Consider the following 21,503-nt stretch of genomic DNA (forward strand, 5'->3'; position numbering starts at 1 on the left):
ACCGCCTAGTGCTGAACGTCGAGTGTCACTCACCGGTAGCTTGAACGTTTGGTACGACCAAAGCAATTCACCACCCCACCGATCAAGCCACCCGCATAGGTTTTGCGCCAAGGCGCGGTGCCACGAGCCCCCAAAACTTCACATTTTGGCCCCGTTGAGGCACCGCCCATTGCCCCCTTTCGCGACGGGGATAAACCCACCCCGCCCCCAACAAATTCAACGCCCTAACCCCGCCCAGCGCGATCACAGACCCAAACTTATCCTACACCCCCAAAACGCCCCCATACTGCTCCTCGCCCCGCCACTGGGGAGGCCGTCCAGCTGGCGACCTGACGGGTGGCGTGGGGCGGTCGAGCGGGGAGCGTCCGTCGGCCGGTGTTCGAGGGGCCCGGGCGGGTCGGTCGGAGCGTGGGGGCCTTGGATTGGGTCCCTGGCGGTCCGGGCCGGACGGCGGGAGCATCCCCTCGGGACCGAACGGCGACACGCACCAGGCGCGGGCTGAAATCGCCCGCGCGGTCCGGGGAGGCGCCACCTCCCCGCCCGCCACCCTTCAGGTAAGAATGGGGCCTCCATCGGAGCGGGTTAAAAATCCGCGATCCGAGGGCTCTCGTCCACCGGCCGCGCGGAGCGCTCCGGCCCTCGGGCCGAAACGGTACTCCACTCAACAAACCTCCGGGCCCGGCCCGGACGCTCCGCCGCCTCCCCAGCCCGCCGGCTCCTCCCGGCGGAAGGGCGCCGACCCGCGCCTCATGACGGGGACATGCCCTTGGGCGTGTCCCCAGATCCGCCCCGCCACGTTTGGGGACACGCACAGGTGCATGTCCCCGGCCTAGAAACTGGAGAGCTTCCGATGAGCAGACATCGCCCCGAGACCCCAGCCGACACGGCGCCCAACGCAGACATCAAGACGGCCATCCGCGCGGCGGAGGCCGAGCTGGAACGGCGCAGCGCCTACCTCCGCCTGAAGAACCTCGAATGGTTCCTCTCCACCTTTCCGCCCGTGCCGGGCGACCCGCGCTATGTCGAGACTTCCCCGGAATTCGACCCCGATCTCGACAAGTCTTAACGGCGCCTTCACCAGTTTATCCACAAGCGCCGCCAGTCGAGGAACATGAACTTCCTGTAATCCTGTCTTCGATGTAATCCACATTTCAGTCTTGTAACTTGAGATGAACGCCCCCGGTCGGCAGTTGTCAGCCCACTGAGGGGAAGACACCGATGACCAAGTCCATGCTGCTGGCGAGCGCCGCCGCCGTCCTGATTTCCGGCGCGGCCCATGCCGCCGACCTGCCGCCCTCCTCCACTGGTCAGGCCGCTCAAGCGCCCGTGCCGACCGGCCCGACGGCTGCCGCGCCGCTGGACGACGCCGCCCAGAAGGGCGTGCTGGTCTTCACCCCCGACTTCTTCGCCGCCCAGCGGCCCAACACCGCCCTGGACATGGTCAACCGCGTGCCCGGCTTCGTGCTGGACGACGGCAGCGGGGCGCGGGGCTTCGAGGGCGCGGTCGGCAACGTGCTGATCAACGACAACCGCCCCGCCTCCAAGAACGACACCGGCTCCAACGTGCTGTCGCGCACCCCGGCCGGCCAGGTGGACCGCATCGAGCTGATCCGCGGCGGCGCCCCGGGCGTCGACATGCAGGGCTATTCGATGGTCGTGAACGTGATCCTGAAGAAGGGCGTCAGCCGCCAGTCGGTGGTGACCTGGAACGCCCAGATCTTCGACGGCGGCCACGACGTCTACGGCGGCAGCTACCAGTTCACCGCCAAGAACGGCGACCGCACCTGGAGCGTGGTGCTGAGCGACGGCACCAGCTCCAGCGACTCCAACGGTTCGGGCCGCGACATCGTCCGTGACGGGACCGGGGCGGTGCTGAGCGACAAGGCCTATCTGAACGACGGCTGGGGCGGCGGGAACTCCGCGCGGGTCAATTTCTCGGGCCCGGTGGGCGGCGGCAAGCTGGAGGCCACGGCCCAGTACGGCACGCACGACTGGCAGGAATGGCAGGACATCGGAAGCGGCGCCGACCTCGACCACAGCGACTATGCCGAGGACACCAAGTCGGGCGAGCTGGGCCTGACCTGGATCCGGCCGATCAAGCCGAAATGGACGCTGGAGACCCGGCTGATCCACCAGTTCGAGGACTTCGACGAGGTGGCGACCGGCCAGGAGACCGTGGGCGGGGTGGCCGGCGACGAGCAGCGCTTCACGGCCAAGGGCAAGTCGTCGGAATCGATCCTGCGCGCCCTGGTCCGCCACGAGCGCACCAGCGCCGTCACCCTCGAGGCCGGCGGCGAGATCGCCTACAACATGCTGGACACCGACCAGGCCTTCACCGTGGGCGGAACGCCCGTGGTGCTGCCCAGCGCCTCGGTCAAGGTGGAGGAGCTGCGCGGCGAGGCCTTCGCCAAGGGCGTGTGGCGGGTGAACCCCAAGCTGACCCTGGAGGGCGGCCTGCGGCTGGAGACCTCGACGATCAAGCAGTCGGGCGACGCGACCAACAAGGAAAGCTTCTTCTACGCCAAGCCCCGCTTCCAGGCGACCTGGACGCCCAAGGCCGACCACCAGCTGCGGGTGCATTTCGAACGCGAGCTGGGCCAGCTGGACTTCGGCGACTTCGCCGCCTCGTCGGATCTGGACGACGGCAACGTCTATGGCGGAAACGTCGACCTGGTGCCCGAGCAGCGCTGGATCTCCGAAGTGATCTACGAGCGCCGCTTCTGGGGCGAGGGCGTGGTCTCGATCGGCTATCGCCACGACGAGATCATCGACGTGATCGACCGCCTGCCCCTGCCGGGCGGACTGTCGGCCACGGGCAATATCGGCAACGGCACGCTGGACCGCCTGTCGCTGAACATCGTGGTTCCGCTCGACAAGCTGCACTTCAAGGGCGGGCGCTTCACGTTCAAGAACGACTGGAACGAGACCCACGTCACCGACCCGACCACCGGCAAGGACCGCCCGATCTCGGACGTGCGGCCCACCCAGGCCAATATCGGCATCCAGCAGGACATCACCGCCTGGAAGCTGCAGTGGGGCGTCAACTGGCTGCCGCTGCTGGGCCAGGGCACCTATGACCCCGACCAGATCAACACCTGGCGCGGCGCGGGCTATATCGAGAGCTTCGCCGAGTACAAGCCGACCCCGACCCTGGCCATCCGCGCCCAGCTGAACCTGTGGGACGACTTCACCATCCACCGCGAGGTCTATGCCGACCGCGTCACCCGGGCCATCGACTACACCGAGGACCGCGACATCAATCCCCGGACCTTCGTCTCGCTGCGGGTGCGGAAGACGTTCTAGGGGGCGGGCGGGAGACATTGGCGACAGGCTCGCAAAAAGAACCCCACCCGATCGCCGGATGGGGTTCAGTGGGTGGCGACGGACATCGCGTCCGTGAATTGAGCGGGGCGTCGCCACCGGGGCCGATGGCCGGGTTTTCCGAGCGCGGCCGCGGGCGAGACCCTGGCCACCCTCGATATCGAATGACGGATTTATGCGCCACAGTGGCGCATAAAGTCAATCCGCGCCGCCCCGGTCAGTCCGCCTGGCCCATGGAGACGGACCGGATCAGATGTGAGGTGGGATTTCGCCACCCAGGCGAACGCTCGCCACCTAGGCGCGCACGGTCAAGATACGCGCCATCATGGCTCATATCGCCTCCGCGATGAAAGGGCCACACCGCCCGCCGCCCCCGGCCAAGGATTGAAGCCTCGCGCGGGCCAAACCCTGCAAGGGTTTGCGCTCCGTCGGCAGCTCGCCTGGCCGGGCCTCGCACGACGGCGGGACGGCCATGCCGGTCACCGGCGCAACCTTGACGTATGCGACACACTGTCGCTTATCATCGCCGATCTTTATGGACCCGGGCCAGAGCCGCTGGACCGATCGACACGCTCCAGGTCCGGCCGAACAGGCCAGGCGCCCTGTATCGACTGCGTCAAATAACAAACGGCCCGGCGGTCTAACGCCTGCCGACACACAAGGGAGGGGAAGACATGAACCGCACGTGCGTTCGGACCATCTTGCTTGCCACGTCCAGTCTGGTCCTGGGCGGCCAGGCCTTCGGCCAGACCAGCGCGCCCCCGGCCCCGACCTCCAACGCCGCGACGGACGTGACCGAGATCGTCGTCACCGCGCGGCGCGTCGCCGAGCGCCTGCAGGACGTGCCGATCTCGATCAGCGTCTTCAATCAGGACCAGCTCACGCGCCAGAACGTCACCAATTCCGAGGACCTGGCCAAGTTCACCCCGTCGCTGTCGGCCAACAGCACCTTCGGCAGCGACAACTCCACCTTCGCCATCCGCGGCTTCGTGCAGGACATCGGCACCGCCCCCTCGGTGGGCGTCTATTTCGCCGACGTGGTCGCGCCGCGCGGCGGCAGCGCCAGCTTCCCGACCGGCGACGGCGCGGGTGCGGGCAGCTTCTTCGACCTCCAGAACGTCCAGGTGCTGAAGGGCCCGCAGGGGACGCTGTTTGGCCGCAACACCACCGGCGGCGCGGTGCTGCTGGTGCCCCAGAGGCCGACCTACAAGTTCGAGGGCTATGCGGAGGGCTCGGTCGGCAACTACGACATGCGCCGCTTCCAGGGCGTGGTGAACCTGCCGATGGGCGACAATGTCCGCCTGCGGGTGGGCCTGGACCGCATGACCCGTGACGGCTGGCTGCAGAACACCAGCGGCATCGGCCCGGACCGCTTCAACGACTCCGACTACTGGGTGGGCCGCGCCAGCCTGGTTGTCGATCTGGCCAACGACATCGAGAACTACACGATCCTGTCCTACAGCAAGTCCGACACCGCCGGTCCGATCCAGAAGCTGATCGGCTGCGACCCGGCGATCGGCCTGGGCTTCCTGGCGTGCGGCCAGCTGGCCGACGTGGCGGCCAAGGGCGAGGGCTTCTACACCGCCCGCAACGACGTCACCAATCCCAGCTCGAACCTGAAGACCTGGCAGGCGATCAACACCACCACCTGGCAGGCCACCGACGAGCTGACGGTCAAGAACATCGTCAGCTACGGCCGGCTGGAGCAGACCCTGCGCGCGCCGCTGTTCGGCACCCAGTTCATGAGCCCGGCCATCCCGGCCTTAGGCCTGCCCAGCCTGCCCGTCTCGTCCTCGGCCATCATCCCCGCCCCTGGCCGCAAGACCGCCGACCAGTCGACCGTCACCGAGGAGCTGCAGTTCCAGGGCCGCTCGGGCTCCAGGTTCACCTGGCAGGCCGGCGCTTATTTCGAGGCCTCGCGCCCCGAAAGCACCGTGGGCAACCAGTCGCCGACCTTCATCAGCTGCACCGACTCCGCCACACTGCAGTGCACCGACATCCTGGGCTTCCTGGCCAATGTCGACCCGAACGTCCTGCCGCTGGTGATGGGCGGCATCATCGCCCCGATTCAGGTCGGCAGCGTCAACTACACGGTCAGCCGCATCAAGACGCGCGACATCGGGCTCTACACCCAGGGCAGCTATAACCTGAACGACAAGCTCACCCTGACGGTCGGGCTGCGCTACACCTGGGACCGCCAGGACAGCGACACCGCCCAGATCAGCTACCGCTTCCCGACCTTCCCCTATCCGGCCGGCCCAGCGACGCCGGTCTGCGCCCGCCTGAACACCGTCCTGCCCGACTGCGCCCTGTCGCTGAGGCAGAAGTCGTCCGCCCCGACGTGGCTCTTGGGCCTGGACTACAAGCCCAGCGAAGACGTGCTGCTGTACGCCAAGTACGTGCGCGGCTACCGCACCGGCGGCATCAAGTCCGACGCGCCGGTGACCTACGCCATCTTCAAGCCCGAGAAGGTCGACACCTTCGAGGCTGGCTTCAAGTCCAGCTTCGCCAAGGCGCTGCGTGGCACGTTTAACGCCTCGGCCTTCTACAACGACTTCTCCGACCAGCAGCTGCAGGCGGGCTTCGGCGACAACCCGGCGGTCAACGGCCAGGTCTCGCCGACCGCCGGCCCGGTCAACGCCGGCCGCTCGCGGATCTACGGCCTCGAGGCCGAGGCGGGCATCCGGCCGCTGGACGGCCTGTCGCTGAACGCCTCCTACGCCTATTTGAACACCAAGGTGAAATCGGTCACCCCGCTCAGCCTGCCGGCCAACGATCCCTATACGGTGGCCGCCGAGGTGTTTCCCGGCGACAGCCTGGCCTTGTCGCCCAAGCACAAGCTGGTGATTTCCGGCAGCTACACCCTGCCGCTGAGCGACACGGTCGGCCAGGTCGTGCTGGGCGCCACCTACAGCTACACCAGCAGCCAGAGCTCGAACTTCTCTACCTCGCCCTATCGGGTGCTGGAGCCGCTGAACCTCCTGAACCTGAACGTCGACTGGAAGTCGGTGGCCGGCTCGCCGGCAGACCTGGCCCTGTTCGCGACCAACGTCACAAAGGAGCGGTACTATACCTATGTGCCGGGCGTGTACGGGGCCGCGGGCTTCGAGGTCGCCACCCTGGGCGAACCGCGGATGTACGGCGCGCGCCTGCGGGTGAGTTTCTAGGCTCGCCCCGGCCTAGTCGGCGCCCCGCAGCATGGACGTCGACAGCAGGCGGTTGAGAATACCGGCCACCTCCTGGGGCGAATAGGCCTCGGGAGGCTGCCGCAGCCACCACGACAGGGTCTCCACGATCATCCCGACCACGCAGGCCACGGCCAGCTCCATGGGCAGCCACAGGTTGGGATGGGTGTGATTGGCCGCGACATGGCGCGACACCCCCAGCAGCTCCTCGCGCATCGCCCCGGCCGCGCCGCCGGTCAGCAGCACCGTCCACAGCTTCCGATGCTCGTCGATATGCGTGCACAGCGTGACGAAGCCGGCCAGATGGTCGGTGGATTCCTGCACGGGCAGCGCCAGCTCCACCAGACGGTCGATCTGGTCGGCCGCCACGTGGTCGAGCAGCGCTTCCTTGGTGGGATGGTGGCGGAAGAAGGTGGCGTAGTGCACCCCCGCCTCGGCGGCGATCTCACGGATGGTGATCTGGTCCAGCGGCTTGCGATCCAGCAGGGCCAGGAACGCATCGCTCAGCGCCTTGGCCGAGCGGATCATGCGGGCGTCCTTCGGCCCCGTCGCCGAGCCCGCGACGTCAGCCACCGCGTCGCCCGAGCCTGGACCGATCTTCGCGCGCTTGGTCGTCATGCTTCAGCTCCGCAACCGCCTCGGCCGGCGGGACGCCCCCTCCCGGTGGATAGGTCGGCGCGGGCGCTCTTGTCGAGCCCCGACGCCGTCCCCGGATTTTGCCCGTAGCCGGACGATCCGGGAGCCTATTTCTTCAGGCGCTGGATCAGGGCCGTGGTCGAGGGGTCGTGGCTGCCCATCGCGCTGTTTTCCAGCTCGGGCAGGATGCGGCCGGCCATCACCTTGCCCAGCTCCACGCCCCACTGGTCGAAGCTGTTGATCCCCCAGATCACGCCCTCGACGAAGGTCTTGTGCTCGTAGAGGGCGATCAGGGCGCCGAAGGTCTTGGGCGTCAGGCGCTCCAGCACCACCAGGGTGGAGGGGCGGTTGCCGGCGAAGGTGCGCTGGGGAGCCAGGGTGGAGATCTCGGCTTCGGACACGCCCTTGGCCTGGAGCTCAGCGACCACGTCTTCGGTCGAACGCCCCACCATGAAGGCCTCGGCCTGGGCCAGGAGGTTGGACAGCAGCTTCTCGTGCATGCCGGCCGGACCTTCATCCGACTTGGCCACGCCGATCAGCTCCATGGGGGTGATGTCGGTCCCCTGGTGCATGCACTGGAAATAGGCGTGCTGGACGTTGGTGCCCTCGTCGCCGAACACCACCGTGGCGGTGCCGTGCTGGGCGGGCTTGCCGTCGGGGCCGACCGACTTGCCGTTGCTTTCCATCTCCAGCTGCTGGAGGAACGAGGCCAGGCGGCGCAGGCGGTGCGAATAGGGCACCACCGAGCGGGCGCGACGGTCCAGGCCGTTGCGGTTGAACACCTGGGCCAGCGCGATCAGCACCGGGGCGTTCTTCTCCAGCGGCGCGCTGGCGAAGTGGGCGTCCATCTCGGCCGCGCCGTCCAGGAAGCCCTGGAAGGCGTCCCAGCCGCAGGCCACGGCCACCGACAGGCTGACCGACGACCACAGCGAATAGCGGCCGCCCACCCAGTCCCAGAAGCCGAAGACGCGGTCGTCGGCCACGCCGAAGGCGGCGGTCTTGTCCAGAGCGGTGGAGATGGCGGCGAGATGCGCGTTGGCGCCGTCCTCGCCCAGCGTCGCGGCCAGCCAGGCCCGGGCGGCGGCGGCGTTGGACATGGTCTCCTGGGTGGTGAAGGTCTTGGAGACCACCATCACCAGGGTCTCTTCGGGATCCATGTCGGCCGTGGTCAGGGCGAACTCGGCGCCGTCCACATTGGCGACGAAGCGCAGGTCGATCTGGGGACGGATCGGGCGAAGGGCGTCCCACAGCAGGCGGGGGCCGAGATCGCTGCCGCCGATGCCGATGTGCAGGATGGCCTTGAACGGCTTGCCGGTGGCCCCCTTGATCGCACCGGAGCGGACGGCCTCGCTGAAGGCCTTCATCCGGGCGCGAACGGCCTCGACCTCGGCCATGACCGGCTGGCCCTGGGCCTTGATGTCGGCGTCGGCCTTGGCGCGCAGGGCGGTGTGCAGCACCGCACGGCCTTCGGACGAATTGATCGCCTCGCCGCCCAGCATGCGGCCCCGGGCGCCTTCGACGTCGGCGGCGTGGGCCAGGTCCAGGGCGGCCTCCAGCCCGGCCTCGTCCCAGGCCTGCTTGGAGAGGTCGATGTGCAGGCCCGCGACGTCCAGGGTCAGGGCGTCCAGCCGCCCCGGCTCGCTGTCGAAGAACTCGACGATGCGCTTTTCGCCGGCGGCCTTGGCGGCGTCGTGCAGGCGGGACCAGGCGGTGTCGAGAGCGGCCATGCGGCATTCCTTCACAGAGCGGGGCGCGGACTTGGTAAACCCGCGTTTACCCGGGCGGGCTTAGCAAACGGATACCGCCGCGTCATGAAGACCAATGACGTTTTTCGCGGGGAGAGCTCCATGTCCTGTGACGCCGTCGCCTTTTCCGCCATGTTGTGGTTCGCATCGTTCAGCCCGGACGCAGCCCAGGTCGCCCCGGCGCCCGCCGTGGTCCAGCCGGGCCAGGCCCCGCCTTCGGTCGCGGGCGAGCCGCTGTTCGCCGACATCGTCAGGCGGGCCGGCGGGCTGAAGGCCCAGGCCGCCGCCTATCGCCAGGCCCTGCCCAAGGACCCCGCCGCCGTCGCCGCGGCCCTGAAGGGCTTCGACGTCTTCCAGGGCCAGATCGCCGAGCTGTCGGCCCTGGACATGAAGGGCCACGTCACTCTGAAGGAGCGCGGCGCGGTCGACGACCTCAAATGCATCCTGCGCGGCATCAGCCAGGACCTGCCCGGCAAGCTGCAGGCCGTGGCCGAGGCCAAGACCGTCAAGGCCCAGGACCTGGCCCTGCGGGACATGGTCTATCTGCTGAACGACAACGTCGAAGTGATCACCGCGCCGCCTCAGCCGGCGGCGTGATACACCCCACCGCCCGTCATCCTCGGACTTGTTCCGAGGACCCCTGCTTCAACCGCGAAGAGGGTCGATCCGTCGAGCGGCGAGGCCACGGCTGAACCTGACACGACAACTCGGCGGATAGAGGGGTCCTCGGAACAAGTCCGAGGATGACGGGCTCTGAGGATCACGCGTCCTTGTACTTCACCGCGCACCCGTACGGCTGGCTATAGGCCACCGCCACCTTCCGCCCCGCCTTCACGTCGGCCAAGGCCGCCGCCACATAGTTCTTGGCGGTCTTCAGGTCCTCGACCTTGGCGCTGGGCGTGTCGTCGATGGCGCCCTGGTAGACCAGCGCCCCGGAGCGGTCGATGACGTACATGTGCGGCGTGGTCTTGGCCTTGTAGGCGGTGGCCACCACCCCGTCGGGATCCAGCAGCAGGGTCGTGGGCTTGGCGCCCTTGGACGTCATCCAGGCCTTGGCGGCCGCGCCGTCGGGGAAGTAGCCCTGCTTGCCGGGCGCCGACGAGGCCACCGACAGCCAGACCACGCCGTCGGCCGTGGCGGCCTGCTGCAGGCCCTGCATGTTGCCCGAATAGTGCTTCTTCACATATGGGCAGCCCTCGTTGACGAACTCGACGACCACGACCTTGCCCTTGAATTCGGCGAGGGTGCGGGTGTTGCCGTCGACGTCCTTGGCCGTGAAGGCCGGGGCTGGGGCGGCGTGAGCCAGGCTGGGAACCAGACCGACCAGCGGCAGGCTGGCGGCGACGAGACGGCGGGTGATCGGCATGGCGTTCTCCTTGCGCTCCCTCGCCGGCACGATCCCACGAAACACAGTTTCGCGAAAGACTCGCAACTGCTCGTCTCGGCGGCATATCGGTCCCATCGCCGCACCTTCGCCATCCAGGCTTGATAAGGCGAAGCTCGCCGTCCAGAAGACCGGTCTCCCCGAGCGTCCCGAACGATCCATGCGCAAGTCCAAGCTTTCCGCCGTCCTCGCCCTGGCCCTGCTGGCAGCGGCCTGCACCACCGAGACCAAGACGACCGTCTTCGTGCCGGTGGTGGCGCCCACGCCGCCCAGCTCGCTGACGCCCCAGCCGGTGATGCTGTTCAACCAGACCAAGGACGGCCGCAAGCTGTTCACCCTGGACGCCGAGTTCCCCTATTGCGACGTCGAGACCGGCAAGGTGATCGTGGTGCCGCGCTGGTACGTCACCGACTTCGCCAGCGTGCCCTGGTACGGCCAGGGCTTCGTCGATCCGCAAGGCCCCACGGCCCGGGCGGCGATCGTCCACGACTGGCTCTACACCATCGGCGAGCCGGGCAAGCGGGCCGAGGCCGACGCCATCTTCCTGCGCGCCATGCTGAAATACGGCGTGCCGCAGTTCCAGGCCAACATCGCCTACCAGGCCGTGCGGGTCGGCGGCGAGAAGGGCTACGGCCTGGCCAGCGACTGGAAGTTCACCGACCCCAAGCGCCAGGGCATGGCCCAGCCCGCGCCCTTCCAGAAGCCCCGGACCGGGGCGGTGCGGATCCTGCCGCGCTGCCAGGGTTTCGGGGCCCTGATCCAGAGCGGCTGGCGGGCCTATCCCCTGCCCGCCCAGGTCGTGGCCCCGCCCCCGCCGGTGACGGTGACCCGCACGCCGCTGGACCAGGTGAAGGAGCGCCTGCCGTTCGGGGCCAGGGGCGAGAAGAAATAGGCCCTAGGCCGCGCCTGGCTGGGGCTCGCCGCCCTTGCCGTAGGCCGCCGCCAGCTGGCGATAATATTTCGAGTTGAACGCCAGCGTCGTGGCGATCACCCCCAGCGCGCCGGCCAGGGTGAAGACCAGGGCGATGCCGCGCTCGGGCCCGCGCCCGAACCAGTCGCCGATGGCGACGGCGCCCGCGCCCTTGGTCATGAACGGGATGAAGACGAACTGGGTCAGCGGCCCGATCAGGAAGGCGGTCAGGGGCGAGGCCGCCTGTTCCACCGACTGGGCGAAGCCGAACACCCGGCCCTGGCGCTCGAACGGCACCACCTTCTGCAGGGTGGTCTGCTCGGCGGTCTCGGCATAGGGGCCCAGCAGCATCCAGACGAAGCACCCGGCGGCCAGCAGCACGATCGACGACTGGGCGGTGAACACGCAGCACACCGCCCAGGTGATCAGGTTGACCAGCATCAGGGTGCGCAGCGGGTTGGGCCCCAGGCCCGTCTTGGAGATGATGATCCCGCTGAGGATGAAGGCGGTCGACAGGAAGCCGAACAGCAGGCCCCAGGTCTGCACCGAGACCAGCGACAGGCCGTAGGCGTCCAGCAGCGCCATGAAGATGCCGCCCAGGAAGTTGTTGAAGGTGGCGAAGAAGATCAGGGCGAACAGGCCCGGCACCGTGCGGATCACCTTGATCGTCCCGGCCAGATCGAGGCGACGCGGTTCGACGGGGGCTTCGTCGGCGGGCGTCTCGCGCGGCTCGTCCACGGTCACCGTCGACAGATGCAGCAAGGCCGCCAGGGTCACGCCCAGGGCGAAGACCAGGGTGTAGAACATGCCGCCCCAGGCGACGAGAAAGCCGCTGATCACCGAGGTGGTCAGGAAGCCGACGCCGGTGACCATGCCCACCAGGCCGTTGGCCTTGTCGCGCTGGGGTTCGGGGATCAGCACCGTCACCAGGGTAGGCAGGGCGATGGTGCGGACATTGCCGGCGATCACTCCCAGCATGGTCAGGCCGATCAGGACCCACAGATAGGGCTTGGACACGTCCTCCAGCCCGCCCTTCGGCGTCAGCTGGAGGGCGATCAGGGCCAGGGCGTAGAACGCCAGCGAGGCGATGCTGGAGCCCAGCATGGCGGTCTTCTTGCGGTGATGATCGACCAGGCTGCCGAACCAGATCCCCGAGCCCGCCGTCAGCACCAGATAGACCCCGGCGATCATGCCGGTGGCGAACACCGACCGCGTCTCCAGATAGACGTAGAAGGTCAGGGCGAACCAGACCGTGAAGTTGGTGATGTTGGCGACGAGGTTGTTGCCCAGCAGGTGGTGGAACGCGCACCGGGCGTGGGACGAGCCGGGCGAGGTTTCGGGATCGGCGCTGGACATGGCCCGACCCTGCCAGCCGCCAAGGCGCCGCGCAACGGTCGGAGGCGGGAGGGACTAGGTCTTGGCCGCCTTCTCCACCGCCTCGATCACCAGCCCCTCGGTCAGTAGCTGCGGCAGGATCGCCGGCTCGCCGCCGCCCTTGGGATAGACCAGGTACAGCGGCACGCCCGCCCGGCTGTGCTCGGCCAGGGCGGCGGCGATCACCGCGTCGCGCTTGGTCCAGTCGGCGCGCAGCAGGACGGCGTCGTTGGCCTTGAAGGCGTCGGCCAGGCGCTGACCCTTCAGGGCCGCGCCCTCGTTGACCTTGCAGGTCACGCACCAGTCGGCGGTGAAGTCGACCATCACCACCTTGCCCTGCGCCTGCAGCGCCTTGACCTTCTCGGGGCTCCAGGCCTCGGCGGCCAGGCCGGGACCGGCGGGGGCCTCGGCGGCGGCGGCCGGGCCAGGCGGCGTCGGCTGGGCGGCGGCGCGGACGCCCAGGACGACCAGGGCCACGGCGGCGACCAGCGACAGGGCGGCCAGGCCGAACGGGACGCCTGCGCCCTTGCCTTCGATCCGGCGGCCTTGCGCCAGGCCATAGAGCCAGCCGGCGAAGGCGACCAGGACGCTGGCGGCCAGCAGGGCGGCCAGGGGGATCGAGCCGGTCTGCTGGCTGAACACCCAGGCCAGCCACGCGGCGGTGGCGTACATCGGGAAGGCCAGGCCCTTCTTCAGTACGTCCATCCACGGACCAGGGCGCGGCAGGCGGGCCAGCAGGCCCGGGATGAAGGCCAGCAGCACGAACGGCGCGGCGAAGCCCAGGGCCAGGCCCAGGAACACGGCCAGCGACAGCAGCGGCGGCTGGGTCAGGGCGTAGCCCAGGGCGCCGGCCATGAACGGCGCGGTGCAGGGGGCGGCCACGACCACGGCCAGGGCGCCGGTCAGGAACGAGCCGCCGACGCCATCACCGGAAGCGCCGGACGCCACGCCCTGCACCGACGCGCCGACCTCGAACACGCCCGACATGTTCAGCGCCACCAGCAGCATCAGCAGCGACAGCCCAGCGACAACGGCCGGCGACTGCAGCTGGAAGCCCCAGCCCACGGCCGCGCCTCCGGCCCGCACGGCGATCAGCAGGCCCGCCAGGACCAGGAAGGTGACGACCACGCCCGCCAGGAAGGCCAGGCCCTGGACGCGGGTCTTGCCGGCATCGTGGGCGTGGGCGGTCAGGCTGGCGGCCTTCATCGACAGGATCGGGAAGACGCACGGCATCAGGTTCAGGATCAGCCCGCCCAGGAAGGCGAAGGCCACGGCCAGCGGCAGGCCGAGGTTTTCGCCTGTCGCCGCCTTGCGCTCGGGCGCGACGGGCGGCCCCATGCCGCCGGCGTCCGCCGGAATGTCGCCGGGCGTGGCGGTGATCTCGTAGGCCACGCCGTTCAGGGCCAGCACGCCGGCCAACTCGGTCGGCGGGGTCTCGGCCTGGGTGAAATCGAAGCCCGGGGTCAGCGACAGGGTCAGGCCTTCGGGACCGTAGTCGATGGCCTGCTCGGGCGGATGCTCGATGACCTTGCCGGAATAGGGATAGAAGAACGCCCCCGTCTTGTCGGCGTCCGCCAGCGGCGCGCCGGTCACGGCCAGTTTCAGCACCGAGCCTTCCAGCTTGAACACCGCCTTCAGCCCGGCCGGCTTGGGGGCCTTGGCCAGGGTCTCGCCGACCTTGGCGCCCCACTTGGGATCGGGGCCGGGCACGCCCGCCATCACCGGCAGGGTCAGGGTGACCACGGCGTCCTCGGGCACGCAGACCTGCTCGCAGACCAGGAAGGCGGCGGCCGCCTTCAGGGTGACGATCGAGCCCACCTGGGCGTTCGCCGGCACGCTGATCGGCACGGGCAGCAGCACCTCGCCGGTATAGGCGAAGTCCAACAGCGGCCCGACGCGGCTCTTCTCGGGCGTGGGCCAGACGATGTCGCCGGCGGTCCAGCCGGCCGGCAGGGTCCAGGCGATCCTGGTGGCGTCGCCCGCGTCGCCCGGATTGCGCCAATAGGTGTGCCAGCCGGGCTGGATCTTCTGGCGCAGGGCCACATAGACCGTCGAGCCGGGCGCGGCGCCGGCCTCCTGGGCCACCAGCTCGACCTCGATATGGCCGGTCTGCACCGGCTGGGCTTGCGCGAGGGGCGCGCCCAGCACCAGGGCGATCAGGAGCGCCGGCAGGACGGCAAGCAGCTTTCGAAGCGACATCAACAGGTTCCAGACGCGCGGGAGGCAGGCGCCACACACATGACCTCTCCAAGCGCTCTCGACAATGGCCAAGCCGTCGTGATCAGGTCGAAGACCGACGTTCCCAGGAGTGACTCGTCCATGCCCGCGGCCTTCGACGACATCGAGATCGGACAGGTGGTCTCGCTGGGGACCACGGTCGTCGACGACAAGGCCCTGGCCGCCTTCTGCGCCGCCTTCCAGCCCGGCTGGCCGGCCGCCAGCGGCGCGCCCGACACCATGGTCTTCGCCATCTGGTCGAAACTGGACACCGAGGCCAGCGCCGCCTGGCCCCAGACCAAGCGCGTGGGCGTGGACGCCCTGCGCTGGCTGCGCAACCCGCCGGCCGGCGAGCTGCTGCGCGGCCGCATGACCATCATGGGCAAGGACCCGGTCGGCGACGGCAAGGGCATCGTCATCGCCCAGCACGACCTGCTGGACGAGGCCGGACGGCTGGTCTTCTCGTGCCTGACGCGGAGCATCTTCGCCCGGTGACTGAGACAAGGGTGACGGACACGAAAAAGGCGGCGGGCTCTTTCGAACCCGCCGCCTCTTCTAGCCCGAAGGCGCGAAACGCTTAGTTCAGCGCGCCGCCGCCGGCGATGGCCTGCTGGCGCAGGGTGGCCAGGGCGATCAGACGATCCCAACCGATCAGCGACACCATGTGCGCATAGATCTGGGCCAGGGCGCCGCTGGCTTGCAGCTCCTTGATCTTCTCGGCCGGCAGGGCGTTCAGCTTCTCTTCCGAGACGCCGAAGTACTCGGCCACGGTCTGAGGCTCGCCGGCCGAACCGTCGGCGTTGGTCGGGACGAAGGTGGCCTTCTTCAGTTCGAAGAGGTCGTTGTCCTTCAGCAGTTGCACGAACGAGTCGGTGCGGCGGCGCTCGACTTCGAAGTCGTCGCAGAACTTGATGCAGTTCTGGGTGTATTCGGTCGGCTCGCCCTTGGCGTCGAACAGCGGGGTCTGGCCGGCTTCGCCCAGCAGGTCCGAACCGCGATCGATGCAGACGATCATGCGGTCCTGGGTGTCGTCATTGGCCAGGACGAACGGATAGCGGCGGATATAGGCCGGGATGTAGGCGCCGGCTTCGAAAGCGCCGTCGGGGCTGATGAACAGGTTCTCGCCCGTGTTCAGGCCCATGACGGCCAGGGGAACGCGTTCCTCGCCGGCGAAGATCACCGGATAGGTCAGGGCGGCCGGGGCGAATTCGGTGACGGCCAGCGGCACGGCGGTGCCGTTCACGGCGAAACCGTAGGGCTTGTCCTTGTGAACCAGGGCGAGCTTGGCGTGCTGCTCGCGGTTCAGCGGCTCCGGCGACTTGTAGAACAGGACGTTGCCGGAGATGCCGCCGGCGGGTTGGGTCGTTTCCATGAACAGCTCGACAAAAGGCTAATGAACGGACGCCTATTGCGCTCAGGCGGCCTTTAAAGGTCCGGCGCTTCTAGCCGATCCAGAAGGGCCTCGCAATCGACCCCTCCGCCCTGCGGTTAAGTCGGGCCGCCATTTCGCCCAGGACGGGAGGCGCGCGTGGTAAACGCTGTCATTTAGCACAGTGCGTAAGGCCGAGCCGACGCCTTCAAACCGTTGTCATCCCGGACAAACGCGCAGCGCGCCGATCCGGGATGACAAGCCGAATTGAACTTCGTTCCTAGAACTTCCAGGCCACGCCCGCCCGCACCGAGCGGCCCGGCGAAGGGGCGATGTCCTTGAGGAACGAGACGTGCTCGCGGATCTCCTCGTTGGTCAGGTTGCGACCGTCGACGAACAGGCGCAGCGGCGAGCCCTCCACCGGGGTGAAGACGGCCTTCAGGCCCACCGTCGTATAGCCGTCGGTGGGCAGTTCGAAGGTCGCCACGCGGTCCTGCTCGGCCACCTTGCGCACCTCCAGCGTGGTCTCCACGCGCGGGGTCTTCCAGATCACCGAGCCGCCCAGCGACCACGGCGGAATGCGGGCCGGCACGCCGGCGTCGGTGTCGCCGCGCACCCAGTCGAAGGTGGCCTCCAGGCGCAGCGACTGGCTGGCCCCGCGCCAGGCGTCGTAGCCGGCCTCGAACTCGGCCCCGTGGAAGTCGGCCTTGGTCTGGAAGTACTGGTAGACGGGCAGGTCGTCCTCGATCGCGCCGGTCGGGGCCTCCTCGATGAAGTTGTCGTACTTGGCGGCCCAGAGATGGCCCTCGGCGTTGAAGCGCCCGCCCTTCCAGCGGACGGTGGCTTCCAGCGAGGTGACGGTCTCGTTGTCGAGGGTGTCGTTCCCTACCTCGTAGCCGCCCGTGCCCGGGTGCGGGCCGTCGGCGAACAGCTCGAACTCGGTGGGGGCGCGGCCGTTGCGCGACAGGGTCAGGGCCAGGAACAGCGGGTCGGACGGCTTGTAGAACACGCCCAGCGAGGCCGAGACGTTGTCGAAGTCGCGCTTTTCCGTCGGCGTCTTCAGCTCGCGCGTGTCGAAGCGCAGGCCGGCGTCCACGCCCCAGTTCCCGCGATCCAGGCGCTGCAGGGTGAAGATCCCGTATTCCTTGATGTCGGTCGAGGGCACGAAGGCCTCGTCGCCGATGGCCTCGAAGCTGCGCGACAGGGCCTGGAAGCCGATGGCGCCCTGGTGGCCGTCATGCTCGCGATGGACCAGCTCGACCCGGCCCTCGACGCCGTCCGACAGGAAGCGGGTGCCCACCGCGCCGTCCTCGACGCTGACCTCGGCGTGCTCGTAATCGGCATAGCCCAGCGAGACGCGGACCTTCTCGAACCACGGATTGTCCAGCTCCTGCTCGCCGCGCAGGTCGTAGCGGGTCTGCTGCAGGTGAAGGGAGACCGGGCCTTCGGCGTTCGGGTCGATGGGGGCCAGGATCTGTTCGTAGGGCACGCCGTAGGTGGTGTCGGTCTTCTTGACCGAGACGCCGAAGAAGCCCCGGTCATGGACGTAGGAGACGCCCGCGCCGTAGGAATCGACCTCGACGTCGGTGTTCTTGACCACGTGGTCGGGATCGACGGTCAGACCGTCGCGCGCCGCCAGGCGGTCGGAGACGGCGGCCACGGGGATCGAATAGTCGTCGGTGCGGCGGCTGGAGAAGTCGGCGGCGAAGACGATCGGACCCTTCCCGGCCTTGACCGCGCCGCTATAGGCGTAGCCGTCGTCGACGCTGGAGGCCGAGGCCGACAGGCGCCCTTCGGGGCCGTTGGCGGCGGGGCTGGACGGCACGCGTTCGTCGAGCATGTTGACCACCCCGCCGATGCCCGAGCCGCCATAGGCCAGGGTCGAGGGGCCGCGCAGCACCTCGATGCGCGAGGCCTCGCCCGGATCGCTGGCCACGGCGTGGTCGGGCGACAGGGCGCTGGCGTCCACCTGGCCCACGCCGTTCTGCAGCACCATCACCCGGGGGCCCGACAGGCCGCGGATCACCGGGCGCGAAGCGCCGGGGCCGTAGAAGGTGGAGCGCAGGCCGGGCAGGCCGTTCAGCATGTCTCCGATGCCGGCGGGGGCGGCGACGTCCAGCTGGTCGCGGGTCACCACGTTGACGCTGCTGGTCACGGTGTCGAGCGACACCGCGTAGGGGGCGGCGGTGATCACCACCTTGTCGACGGCGTTGAGGTCCGGCGCGTTGGGGTCCGTGGGCGCGTCAGCCGCCGGCGCGGCGGGCGTGTCGGCGGCGTGGGCCAGGGGCGCGACGAGGGCGAACGCCAGCAGGCTCGCGGCGGAAAGAAGAACGCGACGGGGCATGGGAAATCCTGAACCTTGGCCGAGGGAGCGGCTCGGACGGAGTGTTATGAAATAACATTACGAGTCGTCAAGCGGCTTCCGACTTGACGCGGCCGTTCGTCGCCGTTCTGTGGTCGGATGACCGCCCGGAGCCCGTCCATGACCCGAAAAACGCCGCTCGCCGCCTCGATCGCGGGCGTCCTCGTCCTGGGGCTGTCGATCGGCGCCTGCTCGCCCGTGCGCGAGCTGCTGGGCCGTCCTACGGCCGCCGCGACGCCCTACGCCGTCAGCCCCAGCACCGCCGGCTGGACCAAGCCGCCGCCCGGCTATCTGGTCACGGGCATGAACCTGGACGGCGCGGCCATCGTCGGCCCGCCGCCGGAAAAGGACTCGCCGCGCGGCAGGGCCGACCGCAAGATCTTCAACCAGACCCGCAAGCTGGCCGGCACACCGACCTGGGACAGGGCCGTCGCCGACGCCGACCTGTCGGGCAAGCACGGCTTCAAGAGCTTCTCCTGCGCGGCGGGGGTCAACATCGGGCCGGAGGCGACGCCGGTCCTGGCCAATCTGCTGCTGCGGATGACCGACGACGCGGCCACGCTCTATCAGCCGGCCAAGGGCGTCTTCCAGCGCAAGCGCCCGCCGGTGGGCAACAAGAAGGCGATCTGCGTGCCGCGCGAGAAGTGGATCGAGACCGACGGCTCCTACCCCTCGGGCCACAGCCTGATCGGCTGGTCCTGGGCCCTGGTGATCTCGGAAGTCGCCCCCGAGCACGCCAGCGCCGTGCTGGCGCGCGGCCGGGAATTCGGCGACAGCCGCATCGTCTGCGGCGTGCACTTCCAGAGCGACATCGAGGCCGGCCGCTATCTGGGCTCGGCCCTGGTCTCGCGGCTGCACCAGGACCCGGCGTTCATGAGCGACCTGGCGACGGCAAGAGCCGAGGTGGCCGCGTCACGGGCGAAGGGCGCGCCGGAAGGGTGCGGGGTCTGATACTTGCCCCCTACGGACCGCTTCGCGGTCGTCTTCCCCCATAGGGGGAAGAGCCGCGCCGTGCTTGAAGGCTCCGCCCCCTATGGGGGCGGACAGACCGCGAAGCGGTCAGGTGGGGGCAAGTGGGCGCCCTCTGAATCCTAAGCCGGCCGCCCCGTCGCCAGCGTCCCGTACAGCTCCGGGCGGCGATCCCGGAAGAAGCCCCAGGCGGCGCGGTGGGTCTGGAGGAAGTCCAGGTCGAAGGTGCCGGTCACCAGGCCCTCCTCGGTCTGGCCAAGCTCGCTGATCAGGTCGCCGCGATGGTCGGCCACGAAGCTCGAGCCGTAGAAGCTCTGGCCGCCGTTCGGATAGCCGTCCCACGGCTCGAAGCCGATGCGGTTGGCGCCGATCACCGGGATCACGTTGCTGACCGCATGGCCCTGCATGGCCCGCTGCCAGGGCAGGGTCGTGTTTAGGCTGGGGTCGTGCGGCTCGCTGCCGATGGCGGTCGGGTAGAACAGGGCTTCGGCGCCGGCCAGGGCCATGGCGCGGGCGCATTCGGGGTACCACTGGTCCCAGCAGATGCCGACGCCGATGCGGCCGAAGCGCGTGTCCCAGACCTTGAAGCCGGTGTCGCCGGGCCGGAAGTAGTACTTCTCCTGGTAGCCGGGGCCGTCGGGGATGTGGCTCTTGCGATAGAGGCCCAGCATCGAACCGTCGGCGTCGGCCATGACCAGGCTGTTGAAATAGTGCGGTCCCTCGCGCTCGAAGATCGAGATCGGGATCACCACGCCCAGTTCCCCGGCCAGGGGGGCGATGGCCTTGACCACCGGGTGCTCGCGCCACGGATGGGCCTGCGCGAACCACTTCTCTTCCTGCGTGACGCAGAAATAGGGCCCCTGGAACAGCTCGGACGGCAGGATCACCTGCGCGCCGCCGGCGGCGGCCTCGCGGATGAAGGCTTCGGTCTTCTTGATGTTGGCCTGCAGGTCCATCCCGTACGAGGTCTGGATGGCGGCGACATTGAGGGTGCGGGTCATGCCTAGAGCTCCGGCTCTTGCTGGCTGATGCAGTGGAACGAGCCGCCGCCTGTCAGGATGGCGGTGGACGGCAGACCGATCACCTCGCGCTCGGGGAACAAGCCCTGGATCACCTCGACGGCGAAGGCGCCCGACTCTTCGGCATAGATCGGCACGATCACCGCGCCGTTGGCGATCAGGAAGTTCATGTGCGAGGCGGGGATAATCTCGCCGTCGGCGTCGCGGATCAGGCCCGGCGAGGGGATGCGCACCACCTGCAGGGGCGAGCCGCGCCCGTCGGTCATGGCCGCCAGGGTCTTGGCGGTCTCGGCATAGACCTCGGCGTTGGGATCGTCGGTCCCGAAGGCCATCGGGCAGGCCACCACGCCCGGCGCGACGAAGCGGGCCAGGTTGTCGATATGGCCGTCGGTGTGGTCGTTCAGCAGGCCATCGCCCAGCCACAGCACCTTCTTGACGCCCAGCGCGGCGGCGAGCGCCGCCGAAGCCTTGGCCTCGTCGAAGTCGCCGTTGCGGTTCTCGTTGAGCAGGCACTGGCGGGTGGTCAGGACGCAGCCCATGCCGTCGTGGTCCAGCGAGCCGCCCTCCAGCACGAAGGCGTTGCGGGCCAGGGGCGCGCCGCTGGCGGCGGCGATCTGCTCGGCGACCAGGTCGTCGCCCTCCATCTCGTACTTGCCGCCCCAGCCGTTGAACAGGAAGCCGGCGGCCACGGGACCATCGGCGGTGTCCATGAAGATCGGGCCGGTGTCGCGCAGCCAGATGTCGCCGAACTGGCCGCGGACGATCTCGACCGTGGTGTCGGAGAGCAGCGCCTTGGCGGCGGCCTCGGCCTCGTCGCCGACCACCATCAGGCGCACGCGCTCGCCGCCGGGACCGGCCAGGGCGCGGGCCAGGCCGGCGACCTCCTGCTGTGCCTGCTCGAAGTCCTCGCGCCAGACGTCGGGATGGCTGGGAAAGCCCACCCACATGGCGCGGTGCGGGGCCCACTCGGCGGGAACGGTCGGGGTCATGGATACAAGCCTGATCGAAACGG

The 21,503-nt window shown here is 69.0% G+C and carries 16 protein-coding genes; 7 read left to right on the top strand and 9 right to left on the bottom strand.

Features of this window, described 5'->3' with window-relative positions:
- The first annotated feature begins 850 nt into the window (after positions 1 to 850).
- The 3 genes from AC07OA_RS04080 (at position 851) to AC07OA_RS04090 (ending at position 6,488) form a co-directional block, all read left to right on the top strand.
- A complete protein-coding gene (locus AC07OA_RS04080) occupies positions 851 to 1,066 on the top strand; it encodes a hypothetical protein (protein WP_494662479.1) in 216 nt (71 codons plus the stop codon).
- Between the two features lie 152 nt (positions 1,067 to 1,218).
- Positions 1,219 to 3,303 (top strand): TonB-dependent receptor plug domain-containing protein, encoded by a 2,085-nt coding sequence (locus tag AC07OA_RS04085; RefSeq protein WP_494662480.1) that lies wholly within the window; start codon positions 1,219 to 1,221, stop codon positions 3,301 to 3,303.
- Positions 3,304 to 3,995: 692 nt separating this feature from the next.
- A complete protein-coding gene (locus AC07OA_RS04090) occupies positions 3,996 to 6,488 on the top strand; it encodes a TonB-dependent receptor (protein WP_494662481.1) in 2,493 nt (830 codons plus the stop codon).
- Positions 6,489 to 6,500: 12 nt separating this feature from the next.
- On the opposite strand, the gene AC07OA_RS04095 is transcribed toward AC07OA_RS04090, so the two are convergent.
- Together AC07OA_RS04095 and pgi are read right to left on the bottom strand one after the other, a co-directional pair.
- The gene (locus AC07OA_RS04095; RefSeq protein ID WP_494662482.1) at positions 6,501 to 7,124 is read right to left on the bottom strand and encodes a TetR/AcrR family transcriptional regulator; all 624 of its coding nucleotides are present in this window, start codon (positions 7,122 to 7,124) and stop codon (positions 6,501 to 6,503) included.
- Between the two features lie 125 nt (positions 7,125 to 7,249).
- Positions 7,250 to 8,869 carry a glucose-6-phosphate isomerase gene (gene pgi, locus AC07OA_RS04100; protein WP_494662483.1) on the bottom strand — a complete coding sequence of 540 codons (1,620 nt, stop codon included), beginning with the start codon at positions 8,867 to 8,869 and terminating at the stop codon, positions 7,250 to 7,252.
- A gap of 120 nt (positions 8,870 to 8,989) precedes the next feature.
- On the opposite strand from pgi, the gene AC07OA_RS04105 reads away from it, so the two are divergent.
- Entirely contained in the window at positions 8,990 to 9,484 is a 495-nt protein-coding gene (locus AC07OA_RS04105; RefSeq protein ID WP_494662484.1) for a hypothetical protein, read from the top strand.
- Between the two features lie 163 nt (positions 9,485 to 9,647).
- Here the strand turns inward: AC07OA_RS04105 and AC07OA_RS04110 are convergent, their stop codons facing one another.
- Positions 9,648 to 10,253 (bottom strand): thioredoxin family protein, encoded by a 606-nt coding sequence (locus AC07OA_RS04110; protein WP_494662485.1) that lies wholly within the window; start codon positions 10,251 to 10,253, stop codon positions 9,648 to 9,650.
- Positions 10,254 to 10,431: 178 nt separating this feature from the next.
- On the opposite strand from AC07OA_RS04110, the gene AC07OA_RS04115 reads away from it, so the two are divergent.
- Positions 10,432 to 11,163: a DUF1353 domain-containing protein gene (locus tag AC07OA_RS04115; protein WP_494662486.1), complete on the top strand. Its 732-nt coding sequence runs from the start codon at positions 10,432 to 10,434 to the stop codon at positions 11,161 to 11,163.
- 3 nt (positions 11,164 to 11,166) lie between these two features.
- On the opposite strand, the gene AC07OA_RS04120 is transcribed toward AC07OA_RS04115, so the two are convergent.
- Positions 11,167 to 12,537: an MFS transporter gene (locus tag AC07OA_RS04120; RefSeq protein ID WP_494662487.1), complete on the bottom strand. Its 1,371-nt coding sequence runs from the start codon at positions 12,535 to 12,537 to the stop codon at positions 11,167 to 11,169.
- Positions 12,538 to 12,591: 54 nt separating this feature from the next.
- Positions 12,592 to 14,754 (bottom strand): protein-disulfide reductase DsbD family protein, encoded by a 2,163-nt coding sequence (locus AC07OA_RS04125; protein ID WP_494662488.1) that lies wholly within the window; start codon positions 14,752 to 14,754, stop codon positions 12,592 to 12,594.
- A 120-nt stretch (positions 14,755 to 14,874) separates the two neighbouring features.
- Between AC07OA_RS04125 and AC07OA_RS04130 the strand changes: the two genes are divergently transcribed.
- Positions 14,875 to 15,267 (top strand): MaoC family dehydratase, encoded by a 393-nt coding sequence (locus AC07OA_RS04130; protein WP_494662489.1) that lies wholly within the window; start codon positions 14,875 to 14,877, stop codon positions 15,265 to 15,267.
- Between the two features lie 82 nt (positions 15,268 to 15,349).
- Here AC07OA_RS04130 and AC07OA_RS04135 read toward each other — a convergent pair whose 3' ends face one another.
- Complete coding sequence (locus AC07OA_RS04135; protein WP_494662490.1) at positions 15,350 to 16,144, bottom strand: SapC family protein; 795 nt, start codon at positions 16,142 to 16,144, stop codon at positions 15,350 to 15,352.
- Between the two features lie 277 nt (positions 16,145 to 16,421).
- Positions 16,422 to 18,485, bottom strand: a complete 2,064-nt coding sequence (locus tag AC07OA_RS04140; RefSeq protein WP_494662491.1) for a TonB-dependent receptor — start codon at positions 18,483 to 18,485, stop codon at positions 16,422 to 16,424.
- A 138-nt stretch (positions 18,486 to 18,623) separates the two neighbouring features.
- Between AC07OA_RS04140 and AC07OA_RS04145 the strand changes: the two genes are divergently transcribed.
- Positions 18,624 to 19,454, top strand: coding sequence for an acid phosphatase (locus AC07OA_RS04145; protein WP_494662492.1), 831 nt, complete (start codon positions 18,624 to 18,626; stop codon positions 19,452 to 19,454).
- A gap of 140 nt (positions 19,455 to 19,594) precedes the next feature.
- Here the strand turns inward: AC07OA_RS04145 and aguB are convergent, their stop codons facing one another.
- Together aguB and AC07OA_RS04155 are read right to left on the bottom strand one after the other, a co-directional pair.
- Complete coding sequence (gene aguB, locus AC07OA_RS04150) at positions 19,595 to 20,473, bottom strand: N-carbamoylputrescine amidase (protein WP_494662493.1); 879 nt, start codon at positions 20,471 to 20,473, stop codon at positions 19,595 to 19,597.
- Positions 20,474 to 20,475: 2 nt separating this feature from the next.
- On the bottom strand, positions 20,476 to 21,480 hold the full coding sequence (locus AC07OA_RS04155; RefSeq protein ID WP_494662494.1) for an agmatine deiminase family protein: 1,005 nt from the start codon (positions 21,478 to 21,480) through the stop codon (positions 20,476 to 20,478).
- Positions 21,481 to 21,503 lie beyond the last annotated feature (23 nt).

The organism is Caulobacter sp. GW821-FHT09B08, from assembly GCF_059418225.1.